This is a genomic window from Bradyrhizobium sp. ERR14 (genome assembly GCF_014198235.1).
Taxonomy (GTDB): domain Bacteria; phylum Pseudomonadota; class Alphaproteobacteria; order Rhizobiales; family Xanthobacteraceae; genus Bradyrhizobium.
In genome coordinates, this window is record NZ_JACIHD010000001.1 from 895,342 (window position 1) to 908,531 (window position 13,190).

The following is a 13,190-nucleotide window of genomic DNA, read 5'->3' on the forward strand; positions in this document are numbered from 1 at the left end:
TGGAGCCACGCTGGGGCGTTTCGAGCAAAATGAACTGGTCAAGCAATGACGTCTTCATAGCAGCGATTTCACCGCGCGCTTGTGAACTGGTTCACACACGCCAAACAAACGACCTCGGTGAGACCGAGGTCGCCAACCTTTGTGGGGAAGGTTTACTCCCGGCCTGGGGGTTTTGGGGCTTGGGGATGGGCCGGGAGCCAGGATTCGACGTTTGCCGTGCCAAGTCGTTCCAAAGTCGCCGGCGGAGGTTCGCCCGCGCGGCATCACGCCGGAACGGAGTACCGCATTCCCCGGTTTGAGCGCGCACCCGTCGCGCGCTAGGATGCCTCCTTTTACGGAGGCTCATTTGAAACCAGTCATTTTCATCGCCGCCATTGCACTCCTTGCAACGGCTCCCGCACGCTCTCAGCCGCTGGTCGATCCCAACAAGGTTGCTCCCGAATTCCGCGAGGCGGCCGAGAAGCGCCGGGCCGAGCAGTTGCGCCAGCGCGAATGCGCGCTGAAGGCGGATCTCGAGAAAGTGCTCCCGAGGGATCGCACCGCCTTTCTCAACCAATGCCTCGACACGATGGCGGCCAAGCAATAGCGACTGCCCGGCTGTTCCAGCCGGCCTCTTCCACCGCCGGCCACGGCCGGCCGATGGCGCTTGCCCGCGCGGTCTGCGAGCATTCCGCCACCAAGGCATTCAAGCTTTCTTCAGACATTTGGGATCAGCTGACGATCCATTTCCCAAAGTCATTGTTGTGCGCGCATGAGTTCAGTCCAGATTCAGTGCACGCGGTGCAAGAACGTGTTTCGCGATCGCGCCGGGCGGTTGCAGGACGGCTATTCCAGGCAATGTCCGAGCTGCGAAGTGGTGCTGTTCTTCGCCGAGGATTCCCAACATCCCTTCGTCAAGCGCGCGATGCGCGATGCGCGCAAGGTCCGCAAGGAGATGCGCGAGGCCGAGGCCGCGAAGCTTGCTGCGCCCGAACCGCAGGGGGCGCAGTCGAGGAGGTTCGCCGGACGAACGCGATCGGCGGGACGCGAGGACTAGCCTAGCTCACCGCCGCCTCTGCTTCCTCGGAAACAGGCGGTCGCGGATATAGCGCGAGGTCGGCGTCAGACGGATGCCGCGCGGCTTCTGCCAGGCGGCACGGTCGATCTCCTTCTTGTCGCCGATCGCCAGCCTGCCTTTGGCGGTCTTGGCAATGAAGATCGCGTCGCTCATCTTGCGACCGGAACGCTTGTTCCTCGCCGTCACTTCCTTCCAGAGGCTGATCCTGCCAAGCTTCAGCTTGGGCAGCTCTTCCCTGATCTCACGCCGCAGGCAATCCTTGTCGGACTCGCGCGCGCGCTTGCGACCGCCCGGGAACATCCACAGGCCGTCCGACCGGCGTCTGACCAACAAGACCTTGCCGCGCCGGGCGGCAACCAGTTTGGAAGACTTCGCCATTGCTGCCGTCATTGAAACCAGAATCGTCCCGATCGTAACTTGTCTAGTCGAACAGACAAGTTCCCGGCCCGTTTTGATCACAGGCCGCGATCCCTCGGGTCCTGGCGCGACACGGCGGAAGGATCGCGCCGTTCGAGGCGAGATCAGCCCTCGGACGCCCCCGCCCGATCCTCCGTCCTGATCCAGGCCATCATCATCTCCCAGGCCACCGACAGGATGATCGGCCCGATAAACAGGCCGACGATGCCATGGGCCAGCGTGCCGCCGATGACGCCGACGAAGATCACGATGGTCGGCGTGGTCAGGCCGCGTCCCATCACGAGCGGCTTCAACATGGTGTCGAGGAAGCCGACGACGACGAGAAACACGGTGAGCAGCAGCGCCGTGGTGACGTCCTTGGCGGTCCAGATCCAGATGATGACAGGCAGCAGCACGAGGAAGGCGCCGATCTGCACGATCGAGAGCAGCAGCACGATGAAGGCGAGAAGGCCGGCGCTCGGCACCGCCGCGAGCTTGAAACCGATGCCGGCGAGCAGCGCCTGCACGATCGCGACGCCGATCACGCCCTGCGCCACGGCGCGGATGGTCGCACCCGCGAGCGACAGGAAATGCTCGGTCTGCTCGGGCACGATGCGAAACAGGAAACCGCGGCTGGCCGCGACCAGCCGCGGCCCATGTGGAAACAAGAAGCCCGCCACGAACACCGACACCAGGAACTGGAGCGTGCCGACGCCGGCATCGCCGGCGAGCGAAAGCAGCGGTCCCGCCAGCGGCTGCAGATACGGCGCCACCTCGCGTACCACCGCGCGGACGTTGGTGTAGGCCTGGTCCCAGAGTTCGTAGAGCAAGGGGCCGACCAGCGGCCACGATTTGAGCTGTTCGGGCGCGGCCTGAAGCGCCAGATCGCCGGTGCCGAGCTGATGCGCCAGCTCACGCACGCCGTCCACCGCGCTGATGCCGAGCCAGGTCGCCGGGCCGATGACGATGCCGAGCGTGATCAGGGTCAGGATCACTGCTGCCGTCTTGGGCCGGCCGCCGAGGATTTTTGCGACCCAGCTGAAGGCCGGATAGAACGCGACCGCGAGCACGCCGCTCCAGGCCAGGATCGGCACGAACGGGCGGATGATCAGGAAGGTCCAGATGATCAGCAGGGCGAGCAGGCCGAGCCGGATCACGAGCTGGATGACATCCTCTCCCGTCAGGAGCTGACGGAGACTTTTCACGGGCACTGCTTTCCTTGCGGCATGAACGCAACTTCCGGTGCTTGCGAGGTCTAGCCGTTATTGCCAGCAACGCATCCGCCGTCAAGGCGACTGGAACTGCCGGGGCCCACGATTAGGAACACATCGGGGCCATCCCGCATTCGAAAGACGATGACAGACCCTCCCGGAGAATCCGATGCACGCGCGGGAATGCACCGCGGTATCCGCTATTCCCTGAGGCCGAACGCCGCGCCGGGCTATTGGCAATATGCCTATGCGATCGGCGGCAGGGTCCGCTCCGGACGGGTGCAAGGCAGGCTGCGGCAGCTCGCAATCAGGCGAGTGCAGATGCGCATCGACCGGGACATGCGAAACGGCAGCTGATCCGGCTGCGCAGCCCGCGACGGCGGCCGGGCTTGGCTAACGCCCGTTAACCGGATTTCCCTGCCCCGGTTTACGCCGTTGCAAACGCCCGTGACTATCTTGGGTCGAGGTCAACAAAAAGCATTCCATCAAATGGCCAACAGCATCTGGACGATCGAAGAATTCTCCTGTGCAGGTTGCGGCATGAATTACACCGCGACCAGGGAAGAGCACAGCGAAGCCCACACCGGCAGCTTTAAATGCAGCATCTGTAGCGGCGTGGTGCATGCCTGGTCCGGCAAGCATCATTTCTTCGGCTGGCAAGCCGTGAAGACACGGCCGCCCGTGTTCGGCAAGCGCTGGGCCGACGTCGAGTGGTAGGCTGTCCAACCTCTGATTGCGCCGTGCCAGTCATCCTGGACGGACCGGAGGATCGGCCGAATTGCACCGGTACCGTTTGGACTCCGTTCACCGATCGCCGCTAGATCAGGACGGATCCTTCGCGCCGAACAGCAGACATGGCCGACCTCAACGCCGTCCTTACCAGGCTCAACGACCGCCTGCTCCGTCTCGAGGGCGAGCTGTTCGTGCTGCGCTCATTGGCGCGCGCGACGCTGACGGCGGGCGACGACCATGCGGCGCGCATGCGCAAGCTTGTCGAAGCCGCAAAGATCGCGCTCGACGACGAGGCCAAGCGCCCTCTCGACAAGCCGACACGCAAATATGTCGATGCAGCCACCGCGCTGGTGGAGGAATTGCTGGTCGAGCCGACCCCGGCTCGGCCGCTATTCACGGTGATCGACGGCGGCCGGCGCGACTGAGCGCCCGCCTCAGTAGGGCGATCGATTACCGCCCGTACATGCCGGGCGCACGTGCGCGGTTCGGATAGCACTGTCCGCTCGAATAGTTGTAATCGTAGCCGTCCGGGCAGAGTCCGCCGCGTCGTCCGCCGTAGGCTTCGGGACGCCCGTAAGCGCCGGGCCCGTGCGCCCCGTTCGGATAGCAGCTGCCGTTCGAGTAATTGTAGTCGTAGCCGTGCGGACAGAGGCCGCCGCCGCGTCGTCGTCCGTAGTATTCGCCTGGCCCTGGATCCCGGGTATAGACACCCGGCGAATGATAGTCGTTGGGATAGCAGCGGCCGTTCGAGTGGTTGTAATCATAGCCGTGCGGACATTGTCCGCCCGGACCACCCCTGAACTGAACTTGCTGCACCATGGGCTCCGGCGATGCCGCGGGCACGGTTGCGAATGCAAGCAGGCCGGCCAGCGCAAGCTCGATCATGACGTCTCCTCCAAATCACGGGGACAAGCCTAGCAGGATTCGTGTCCCACGAAACAACCCGGGGATTGAGACATGGCCGGCCTGAACCATGCATGAACCGGTTTTCGGCCTGCGACGATGCGTCGTCCCCACTCCGCGCGGGAGCCCGCCTCGCTGCCCCCGCTAGACCGGGTTGGAATTTTCCGCGTTGAGCCGGCCAAGGCCGGCCTCGATGATCGCGATCTCCTCGTCGATCTGGCCGATAGGCAGGCTGAAATCATAGCCGGACCTGCTCTTCAGATCGACCGCGAGCCGCTGTCTGTGCATCATCAGCTGATCGAGCCCGCGCCGGTTCTTCAGCCGCACATAGCTGTCGACAATCTGCTCAATTGCGCTCGGCATGAAATCTGTCCCGGCGAAAAAGGCCCGCGCGGCGCACAAAGGCCGGCGGGACATTTTCGGTGTCGCGGTACGCAATACAAATCCGCGACGGATTCGTCGATACGCCAGGCTGGTTGAGATCGTGTTACCGTTCGGTGATTTCGTGATGCGTGGCACGAAAAGGCCGCTGGCGATTATGCCAGCGGCCAAAGCCGGGTTCGAAAACGGATGCGGGTTGAAATGTCGCCAGCCCCGGTAGACGCAGGTCTAGCAGCCGGCCGCAAATACCTCTGTTAAAAACGAAACACAGGAACCGGTTTTATCGCCTGCATGCAGGCCCGTCGTGGCCGTGCGGCAACGCCAAAACATGCTCCGGAAAAGTGCGCAGCGGTTCTCCGGATCACGCTTTAGTCCGTGACGCAGAAATAGGTGCGCGGATATCTGCGATAGGCGCCGTAGCGATAGTGCGGCCGGTAAGCGTAGCCGCGATAGAGCGCCGGCGGCTCCTCACCGTAATAGGCACCGTGATAGAAATTGGTGACAGGCCCTCCGGCGCAACGATAGGCGTCCCAGGTCGGCCCCACGAACGGCGCGACTCCGGTCTCCGGCGGCACAGCAGGGTACGGCCCGCCGGCATGGGCCGGAGGGGCTACGATCAGCATCGCGAAAAGGAAAAGCCAGGCGCCTCGCATGCACTCGCTCCCAAGCCGTGCAATGCAGCTATGGAGCACCGGAACGGTCGCCTGCGCAATCGCGAAATCCGTCGCGCCCCGCCGGCACATTGTTGATAACCGGCGCAAACGCCGCGCGGGGGGTGACAGGGCGTCCGGACGTGTTATCGGGAGGATGACGCAGTTGCGAGACCGGATCGGACACCCATGCGCATTACCCTCGTCGGCTCCCGCCATTTCGGCGTGACCACCCTGAACATGCTCCGGGAGCACGGCGTCTCGGTCGTCCGGGTCGTCGTCGCCGATGCCGAGGATCGGCTGGCCGCGTCCGCCAAGGCGGCCGGCATCGAGGTCGCGGTCCAAGCCAATCCGAAGCTGGTGGTGGCCTCCGAGATTGCCCCCGATACCGACCTGATCATCACGGCGCACAGCCACGCCCGGATCGGCAAGGACGCGCTCGCCGCCGCCAAGTTCGGCGGGATCGGCTACCACCCCTCGCTGCTGCCACGCCATCGCGGCAAGGCCGCCGTGGAATGGACCATCAAGGAAGGCGATCCGATTGCCGGCGGCACCATCTATCATCTCGCCGACCGCATGGACGCTGGCGCCATCGCCGCCCAGGATTGGTGCTTCGTCAAGAAGGGCGAGACCGCCCGCGAGCTCTGGGAGCGCGCGCTCGCTCCGCTCGGCCTCAAATTGCTCGCCGACGTGATCGATTATGCCAAGGTCCACAAGGCGCTGCCGTCCAAGACTCAGGACGAGCAGTTCGCGACCTCTGCACCGAGTCTCTCCTGACGTTTACCCTTAACGTGAAGGGGCCTTGATTCCGCTTCGAAAATTGGAGCCGGGATCGCAAATAAACCATTGTTTCCACAGGAACAATTTTCGATTTGGCGTCGCAACAAATTTCCGTCACATTTCGTCCGAATAAGCGTCAGCATATCAGACAAATTCAAGGACGGAATTCATGCGTTTTGGTCGCATCGCGGCGTTCTGTGCCGCTGCAGTTTTGACCGGCACCCTCGCCGCTCCCGCCCTCGCCCAGAGCCCCTATGACGGCAACTGGCAGGTCATCATCGTCACCAAGAGCGGCACCTGCGAGCCGACCGCAAGCTCCATGCTGACGGTTGCCGACGGCCGGATCACCGCGCCCGGCGCTAACGTTTCCGGCACCATCGGCAGCGGGGGACTTGTGAAAGTTTCGATCAATGGTGCATATGCCAACGGTCAACTCAGCGGCAACGCCGGATCGGGGAAGTGGAATGGAGCATCTGCAGGCATACCGTGCAGCGGGCGGTGGGAAGCATCGCGCCAATAAACCAATTGAGGCTCGCGCCCGGAACCGGCGGCTGCTGATTGCGGCCGCCGTTTTGTTTGCGGCAGGGATCGCCAACACCGAAAGCATGGCCCAGTCGGGCCCCTTCGCCCCGCTGGCGGGTACCTGGAGCGGCGGCGGCGTCGTCACCCTGGACGACGGCTCGACCGAGCGGATCCGCTGCCGGGCCAGATACGCCCCGATCGGACCGACCATGGAGATGTCGCTGACCTGCGCCAGCGACGCCTACAAGTTCAACCTCGGAGCCAACGTCAAGGCTGAAGGCGGCGCGATCGCCGGCAGCTGGTCAGAGGCCAGCCGCAACATCTCTGGCTCGCTTCAGGGCCGCGGTGCCGGCGGAAACTACGAGCTGGTCGCCTCGGCCGCCGGTTTCAATGCCAACCTCTCGCTGAAGACGTCCGGCAACAAGCAGAACGTCTCGATCCGCGCGGATAGCCAATTCCGCGGCGCCAACATCTCGCTGTCGAAGTAAGACCGTAAAGCGACACGGCAGTCGATCCGGCGAGCGCGCCGGGTCGACTTTTTTTATGCGCCGGGCACGAACGCCGTGACCTCGATCTCGACCTTGGCCCGCTCGTCCACGAGGCCACCGATATAGAGCAGCGTCGAAGGCGGGAAATTGCGTCCGAGCGTTTCCTTCCAGGCGGCGCCGATGCCGGCACCGGCTGCTTCATATTCGCTGCGGCTGGTCAGGTACCAGGTCAGGCGGACGATGTGCTCGGGGCCGGCGCCGGCCTCGGCCAGAAGCTTGATGATCCGCTTCAGCGCGGCCGCGACCTGCGCGGCCATGTCGGGCGTGTAATTGCCGGCCTCGTCGCCGCCGGTCTGGCCGGCCAAAACCACCCAGCGGCCAGGGCCTTCCGCCACAATGCCGTGAGAGAAGCCGCGCGGTTTTTTCCATTCGGCCGGCTGCAGGATCTGCATGAGCTGAGTTCTCCCATTTTTTGTCGTTGTTCGTTGATGCCTTAGCACGTTGCGGTGCATCGCTGCATCCGCAGATTTGGCCGTTGCAAACGGCGGCGATGTCGTCGATACCGGCCGTCCTTTCACATTCCATCCACCAGCACCCTGCCTCAATGAGCGCGACACCGTCCAAAACGATGGCTGCATTGTGGATGGCCGGCTGGCTGTCGCTGATGCTGGTCATGGCGGTTGCCGGGCGCGAGACCACGCGGGAGCTCAACGTCTTCCAGATCATGGAAGTGCGTTCGGTGATCGGTCTCACGCTGCTCCTGCCGCTCATCTACCGCGCCGGCGGCTTCAAGGCGGTCGCGACCAAACGCCTGCCGCAGCACCTTGCACGCAATGGGGTCCATTATTTCGCGCAGCTCGGCTGGTTCTACGCACTGACGCTGATCGGAATCGGGCAGGTGGTGGCGATCGAGTTCACCATGCCGATCTGGACTGCGGTGCTGGCCGCAACGTTCCTGTCTGAACGCATGACGATTTGGAAGATCGCCGCCGTCGTGCTCGGCATCGTCGGCGTCGTCATGATCGTGCGACCCGCCACCAGCGAGATCAATCCGGGCCAACTGATCGCGCTCGGGGCTGCAATCGGCTTCAGCGTCTCGATGATCCTGGCGAAGTCGCTGACTCGGACCGAGAGCGCCTTGTCGATCCTGTTCTGGATGATCATCGTGCAGATGGTCGTGGGCCTGCTGCCGACATTCGCCGTCTGGACCTGGCCGTCAGCCTATCTTTGGGGATGGCTGTTCGTCATCGGCGTCTGCGGCACTTTCTCGCACTATTGCCTGGCCAGCGCGCTCCGACATGCCGACGCGACGATCGTGGTTCCCATGGACTTCCTCCGGGTTCCACTGACTGCGACGGCCGGCTGGCTGCTGTATTCCGAGCGGCTCGACGCCTGGACCGTGCTCGGCGCTGTGCTGATCCTGTGTGGCAATCTGCTGAATTTGAAGCCGGCCTCAGCGGTTCCCGCCCGCGCGCCGTGAACCTCGCGCTGCCTCGCGCGACAAAACAAAGTGGCCGTGTGATTTGGATCACGTTGGGAATCATTCCCATCGTGCACATTCGGCCACACAGCAGCGGGTTGCACGCAACGGACCGCCGTTTCGGTGGCGCGAAGTCGGGCACTTCGTGTAGGTTTGTTGCCAATTCGTTGCTGCCTGCAATTCGATTCTGGGGATTTCAGAATGCGCTATCTCACCCTCCTCGCTTCGCTCATGTGCGTGGCACTGTCGGTCAGCGCCGCGAAGGCCGACCGTCGTGTCGCCTTCGTCGTCGGCAACGGCTCCTACAAGAACGTCGCACAATTGCCGAACCCGCCGATCGATGCCAAGGCGATGGCGGCGACGCTGCGCAATGTCGGCTTCGAGGTGATCGAAGGCTCCAATCTCAGCCGCGACCAGATGACGGAGAAGCTGCTCGACTTCGGCCGCAAGGCGCAGGGCTCCGACATCGCGCTGTTCTATTATGCCGGCCACGGCATCGCCGTCAGCGGCACCAATTACCTGCTGCCGGTCGACGCCGACATCAAGTCGGAGATGGACGTCAAGCTGGGCGCCGCCATCAACATCGATCTGACGCTCGAGCAGACCATGGGCGATGCCAAGGTCAAGCTTGTCTTCCTGGATGCCTGCCGCGACAATCCGTTCGCCGCCAAGATCAAGTCGAACTCCGCGACGCGCAGCGTCAACGTGCAGAGCGGTCTTGCCGAGATGAAATCCGGCGAAGGCACTCTCATCGCGTTCGCCACCGGCCCTGGCCAGACCGCGCTTGACGGTCAGGAGGGCAACAACAGCCCTTTCACCCGTGCGCTGATCGACAACATCACCAAGCCCGGCATCGAGATCCAGCAGGCGATGACGTCGGTGCGCGCCCAGGTCAATGAAGAGACCCGCAAGGGTCAGCTGCCCTGGGGCCACACCAACTTGACCGGCTCGGTCTATCTCAACCAGGCTCCGACAACCCAGGTCGCCAACGCGGCGCCGACCGCGTCTGGCATCGTGCCGGCGGCAAGCGGTAGCTCGGACGGCGTCGAGCTCGAATATTGGCGCTCGGTGAAAGAGTCCAACAAGCCGGAAGAGCTCAACGCCTATCTCTCCGCCTATCCGAACGGTCAGTTCAAGGCGCTGGCGCTGGCACGCCTCGCGGCCATCAAGAGCGGCCCGTCGACCGCGACGCGCACCCTCAACGCCGGCGTCGATCCGGCGACCTTTACCGACGAGGCCACCCAGCTCACCGAGGATCAGATCGGCCTCGACAAGACCCAGCGCCGCGACGTGCAGCGTCGCCTCACCGGGCTCGGCTTCGACACCAAGCAGACCGGCGTGTTCAGTGATGAGACCCGGACCGTGCTCAAGCGCTGGCAGGCCGCGCGCGGCTATCCCTCATCGGGTTACCTCAACAAGCACCAGCACAAGGCCCTGATCTCGGAGGTCCAGGCCGCCCCGCCGACCGCGAGCGACAACAGCCAGAAGGCGGCCCGCCGTGCCGCCGCGCCCGCGGGCAGCAGCGCACCGGCACCGGCACCGGCTCCCCAGCGCAGCAATCCCGGCGATGCCGCCGGCGCGGCGTTCGTGGGCGGCGTCGTCGGTGGCATGATGGGCGGCATGTTCCGCCGCTGAGATGCGGTAAGCTTGAAAACACAAAAGCCCGGCTCGCACCGGGCTTTTTCTTTGGTGCGACGGTGTCGCAGCATGCCCGCCATTGCGAGGTTGGCTACTTCCCCGCGGCCTTGCGCAACGCATCGTTGATGCGGTCCTGCCAACCCGGTCCGCCCTCCTGGAAAAACTCCAGCACGTCCTGATCGATGCGCAGCGTCACCTGCTCCCTGATCCCCGGCGCCACGTTCGGCTTCGGCGGCGCCGCGGCGACCTTGGCTGTCACCTTCTTGAATGCCGCCTCGGCCTCGGTCCTGGCATCTCCGAGCGTGCGCGGCCGCCTCGGGGGTTGATCCGCCATGTCCTAGATTCCCTCAAACAGCGCTGTCGAAAGATACCGCTCCGAGAAGGACGGCACGATCGCCAGGATGGTCTTTCCCGCCGCTTCCGGCCGCTTGCCGATCTGGATCGCCGCAGCGATCGCCGCGCCCGAGGAGATGCCGCCTGGAATGCCCTCATGCCGCGCCAGCGCGCGCGAGGTCTCGATCGCCGTCGTCGAGTTGATCTTCACGATCTCGTCGATCACGGCGCGGTCGAGGATGTCGGGAACGAAGCCGGCGCCGATGCCCTGGATCTTGTGCGGCGTATGCTGTCCGCCTGACAGCACCGGACTTTCCTCCGGCTCGACCGCGACCACGCGAAGTGAGGCCTTGCGCGGCTTGAGCACCTGGCCGACGCCGGTGATCGTGCCGCCGGTGCCAACCCCGGCCACGAAGAAATCGATATTGCCGCCGGTGTCGTTCCAGATCTCCTCTGCGGTGGTGCGGCGGTGCACCTCGGGATTGGCGAGGTTCTTGAACTGCTGCGGCATCACCGAGTTCGGCGTCGTCTTCAACAGCTCCTCGGCGGCGGCGATCGCGCCTTTCATGCCCTGCGCCGCCGGCGTCAGCACCAGCTCGGCACCGAGAAAAGCCAGCATCTTGCGCCGCTCGATCGACATCGATTCCGGCATCACCAGCTTGAGGCGGTAGCCGCGCGAAGCCGCCACGAAGGCGAGCGCAATGCCGGTATTGCCGGAGGTCGGCTCGATCAGCACGGTGTCGGGCTTGACGATTCCCGCCTTCTCCATCGCGATGATCATGGCCGCGCCGATGCGGTCCTTCACGCTCGCGGCCGGATTGAAATATTCAAGTTTTGCCAAAATCGTGGCATTCACATCGTGCATGCCGGGCAGCCGGCGCAAGCGCACGGTCGGCGTGTTGCCGAAGGCGTCGACGATCGAGTCATAGATCCGGCCGCGGCCGGGTTGGTGCGCTGCACCCGTGGTGGACGATGCGTCCATGATGAACTCCCTGTGACGACACTTGCGCTTCTTACGCAGCTCACGCGCAGTTACGGATAGCCTGCGACGACACGCAAGCGAGAATGCGGCACATGTTAAATACGCTGCATCGCAAAATCGCGTGAGCTTCAATTAGCAGAAAACCAACGCATTTGTGTTGCGACCTCGTCAACTGATTCTGCTTATGTTAGACTTAGGTCTCAAAGCAGGGAGGTCACACGATGTCAGCAGTTGCTGAAGTGATGCCGACCGTAGCGCTAAGGCGTGATCCGCGTTGCAGCGAGTTGCCGACCTGTCCCGTGTGCGCCGACTCCATGGTCGCCGCCGAAGCATCTGCGTATGTGTCGGACCATTTCATCAGCTATCTCTGGACCTGCGACAATTGCGGCTATGGCTTTGTCACCAAGCACGCCGTCAAGCAGCGGATCGTGTGCAACTGAGCTTGGACCGTTGATCTAGCGCGGGGCGATATCGCCCCTCGCCCAGTCCGCGCGCGTACGCTGATAGAACTCATCGAATTTTCCATGTGCGATCGCGTCCCGGATGCCCTGCATCAGGAACTGGTAGTAAGCGATATTGATTTCAGACAGCAGCATCGCCCCCAGCGTCTCGCCCGCCTTGACGAGATGATGCAGATAGGCGCGCGCGCAGTTGCGCGCCGACGGCCATGAGCTCTCCTCATCCAGCGGACGCGGATCGTCGGCGTGGCGGGCATTGCGCAAATTCACCTGGCCGAAGCGGGTGAAGGCGACGCCGTGACGGCCATTGCGCGTCGGCATCACGCAATCGAACATGTCGATGCCGCGCTTGACGGCTTCGAGGACGTCGTCGGGCGTGCCGACGCCCATCAGATAGCGCGGGCGCTCTTTCGGCAGCAATGGTGCGGTCTCGTCGATCATCGCCAGCATCACCGCCTGCGGCTCGCCGACGGCAAGGCCGCCGATTGCATAGCCGTGGAAGCCGATTGCCACGAGACCTTGCGCGCTCTCGTGGCGAAGCTGCGGGATGTCGCCGCCCTGCACGATGCCGAACAGCATGTAGCCGTCGGGCGCGCTCTCGAAGGCGCGCTTGCTTCGCTCGGCCCAGCGCAGCGACAATTGCATCGCACGCTCGATGTCGGCGCGCTCGGCCGGCAGCCGCACGCACTCGTCCATCTGCATGGCGATATCGGAGCCGAGCAAGCGCTGCACCTCGATCGAGCGCTCCGGCGACAGCTCGACCTTGGCACCGTCGATATGCGAGCGGAAGGTGACGGCGTTCTCGGTGACCTTCCGCAGGTCCGACAGCGACATCACCTGGAAGCCGCCGGAATCCGTCAGCATCGGCCCGTTCCAGCCGGTGAACTTCTGCAAACCGCCAAGGGCTGCGATCCGCTCGGCGCTTGGACGCAGCATCAGGTGATAGGTGTTGCCGAGCACGATGTCGGCGCCGGCATCGCGCACCTCGCGCCAGTGCATGCCCTTCATGGCGCCGGCGGTGCCGACCGGCATGAAGGCGGGCGTGCGCACCACGCCATGAGGCGTGGTCAGGCGCCCGGTCCGCGCGGCGCCATCAGTGCCGAGCAATTCAAAGTGATTGGGAAGATCATGGTCCGGATTCATGGCCGTGCTTATTGCGTGTCGGAGGAAGCCGATCAA

Annotated in this window: 20 protein-coding genes; 11 read left to right on the forward strand and 9 right to left on the reverse strand. The window is 63.9% G+C overall.

What is annotated here, in order from left to right:
- Window positions 1-346: 346 nt before the first annotated feature.
- Together GGD62_RS04430 and GGD62_RS04435 are read left to right on the forward strand one after the other, a co-directional pair.
- Window positions 347-586, forward strand: coding sequence for a hypothetical protein (locus GGD62_RS04430; protein WP_018317945.1), 240 nt, complete (start codon window positions 347-349; stop codon window positions 584-586).
- Between the two features lie 165 nt (window positions 587-751).
- Window positions 752-1,036, forward strand: coding sequence for a hypothetical protein (locus GGD62_RS04435; RefSeq protein ID WP_092257955.1), 285 nt, complete (start codon window positions 752-754; stop codon window positions 1,034-1,036).
- 6 nt (window positions 1,037-1,042) lie between these two features.
- Here GGD62_RS04435 and GGD62_RS04440 read toward each other — a convergent pair whose 3' ends face one another.
- The gene (locus GGD62_RS04440) at window positions 1,043-1,435 is read right to left on the reverse strand and encodes an NUDIX hydrolase (protein ID WP_018317944.1); all 393 of its coding nucleotides are present in this window, start codon (window positions 1,433-1,435) and stop codon (window positions 1,043-1,045) included.
- 143 nt (window positions 1,436-1,578) lie between these two features.
- Window positions 1,579-2,658 (reverse strand): AI-2E family transporter, encoded by a 1,080-nt coding sequence (locus GGD62_RS04445; protein WP_018317943.1) that lies wholly within the window; start codon window positions 2,656-2,658, stop codon window positions 1,579-1,581.
- A gap of 150 nt (window positions 2,659-2,808) precedes the next feature.
- On the opposite strand from GGD62_RS04445, the gene GGD62_RS04450 reads away from it, so the two are divergent.
- The 3 genes from GGD62_RS04450 to GGD62_RS04460 all read left to right on the forward strand — a co-directional run bounded on the left by GGD62_RS04450 (window position 2,809) and on the right by GGD62_RS04460 (window position 3,821).
- Window positions 2,809-3,021 (forward strand): hypothetical protein, encoded by a 213-nt coding sequence (locus GGD62_RS04450; protein ID WP_026201938.1) that lies wholly within the window; start codon window positions 2,809-2,811, stop codon window positions 3,019-3,021.
- 132 nt (window positions 3,022-3,153) lie between these two features.
- Window positions 3,154-3,381, forward strand: a complete 228-nt coding sequence (locus GGD62_RS04455) for a hypothetical protein (protein ID WP_018317941.1) — start codon at window positions 3,154-3,156, stop codon at window positions 3,379-3,381.
- 137 nt (window positions 3,382-3,518) lie between these two features.
- Window positions 3,519-3,821, forward strand: a complete 303-nt coding sequence (locus GGD62_RS04460; RefSeq protein WP_018317940.1) for a hypothetical protein — start codon at window positions 3,519-3,521, stop codon at window positions 3,819-3,821.
- A gap of 25 nt (window positions 3,822-3,846) precedes the next feature.
- On the opposite strand, the gene GGD62_RS04465 is transcribed toward GGD62_RS04460, so the two are convergent.
- The 3 genes from GGD62_RS04465 to GGD62_RS04475 form a co-directional block, all read right to left on the reverse strand.
- Window positions 3,847-4,281: a hypothetical protein gene (locus GGD62_RS04465; protein WP_018317939.1), complete on the reverse strand. Its 435-nt coding sequence runs from the start codon at window positions 4,279-4,281 to the stop codon at window positions 3,847-3,849.
- A gap of 162 nt (window positions 4,282-4,443) precedes the next feature.
- Window positions 4,444-4,662 carry a hypothetical protein gene (locus GGD62_RS04470; protein WP_183707289.1) on the reverse strand — a complete coding sequence of 73 codons (219 nt, stop codon included), beginning with the start codon at window positions 4,660-4,662 and terminating at the stop codon, window positions 4,444-4,446.
- A gap of 386 nt (window positions 4,663-5,048) precedes the next feature.
- Window positions 5,049-5,333: a hypothetical protein gene (locus tag GGD62_RS04475; RefSeq protein WP_179736643.1), complete on the reverse strand. Its 285-nt coding sequence runs from the start codon at window positions 5,331-5,333 to the stop codon at window positions 5,049-5,051.
- A gap of 186 nt (window positions 5,334-5,519) precedes the next feature.
- Here GGD62_RS04475 and GGD62_RS04480 point away from each other — a divergent pair, with 186 nt between their 5' ends.
- The 3 genes from GGD62_RS04480 (at window position 5,520) to GGD62_RS04490 (ending at window position 7,120) form a co-directional block, all read left to right on the forward strand.
- Complete coding sequence (locus GGD62_RS04480) at window positions 5,520-6,107, forward strand: formyltransferase family protein (RefSeq protein ID WP_183707291.1); 588 nt, start codon at window positions 5,520-5,522, stop codon at window positions 6,105-6,107.
- 172 nt (window positions 6,108-6,279) lie between these two features.
- Window positions 6,280-6,630, forward strand: coding sequence for a hypothetical protein (locus GGD62_RS04485; protein WP_026201935.1), 351 nt, complete (start codon window positions 6,280-6,282; stop codon window positions 6,628-6,630).
- On the forward strand, window positions 6,575-7,120 hold the full coding sequence (locus GGD62_RS04490) for a hypothetical protein (protein ID WP_177237166.1): 546 nt from the start codon (window positions 6,575-6,577) through the stop codon (window positions 7,118-7,120). Before GGD62_RS04485 ends, GGD62_RS04490 begins: the two co-directional genes overlap by 56 nt.
- A gap of 53 nt (window positions 7,121-7,173) precedes the next feature.
- Here the strand turns inward: GGD62_RS04490 and GGD62_RS04495 are convergent, their stop codons facing one another.
- The gene (locus GGD62_RS04495) at window positions 7,174-7,572 is read right to left on the reverse strand and encodes a RidA family protein (protein WP_183234336.1); all 399 of its coding nucleotides are present in this window, start codon (window positions 7,570-7,572) and stop codon (window positions 7,174-7,176) included.
- A 152-nt stretch (window positions 7,573-7,724) separates the two neighbouring features.
- Here GGD62_RS04495 and GGD62_RS04500 point away from each other — a divergent pair, with 152 nt between their 5' ends.
- Entirely contained in the window at window positions 7,725-8,600 is an 876-nt protein-coding gene (locus GGD62_RS04500; protein WP_179736636.1) for a DMT family transporter, read from the forward strand.
- A 201-nt stretch (window positions 8,601-8,801) separates the two neighbouring features.
- Window positions 8,802-10,235: a caspase family protein gene (locus GGD62_RS04505; RefSeq protein WP_018317931.1), complete on the forward strand. Its 1,434-nt coding sequence runs from the start codon at window positions 8,802-8,804 to the stop codon at window positions 10,233-10,235.
- 94 nt (window positions 10,236-10,329) lie between these two features.
- Here GGD62_RS04505 and GGD62_RS04510 read toward each other — a convergent pair whose 3' ends face one another.
- Window positions 10,330-10,572, reverse strand: a complete 243-nt coding sequence (locus tag GGD62_RS04510; RefSeq protein WP_018317930.1) for a BrnA antitoxin family protein — start codon at window positions 10,570-10,572, stop codon at window positions 10,330-10,332.
- Between the two features lie 3 nt (window positions 10,573-10,575).
- A complete protein-coding gene (gene cysK, locus GGD62_RS04515; RefSeq protein ID WP_018317929.1) occupies window positions 10,576-11,553 on the reverse strand; it encodes a cysteine synthase A in 978 nt (325 codons plus the stop codon).
- Between the two features lie 221 nt (window positions 11,554-11,774).
- Here cysK and GGD62_RS04520 point away from each other — a divergent pair, with 221 nt between their 5' ends.
- Window positions 11,775-11,993, forward strand: a complete 219-nt coding sequence (locus GGD62_RS04520) for a hypothetical protein (protein ID WP_018317928.1) — start codon at window positions 11,775-11,777, stop codon at window positions 11,991-11,993.
- 15 nt (window positions 11,994-12,008) lie between these two features.
- Here the strand turns inward: GGD62_RS04520 and tgt are convergent, their stop codons facing one another.
- A complete protein-coding gene (gene tgt, locus GGD62_RS04525; protein WP_183707293.1) occupies window positions 12,009-13,154 on the reverse strand; it encodes a tRNA guanosine(34) transglycosylase Tgt in 1,146 nt (381 codons plus the stop codon).
- Window positions 13,155-13,190 lie beyond the last annotated feature (36 nt).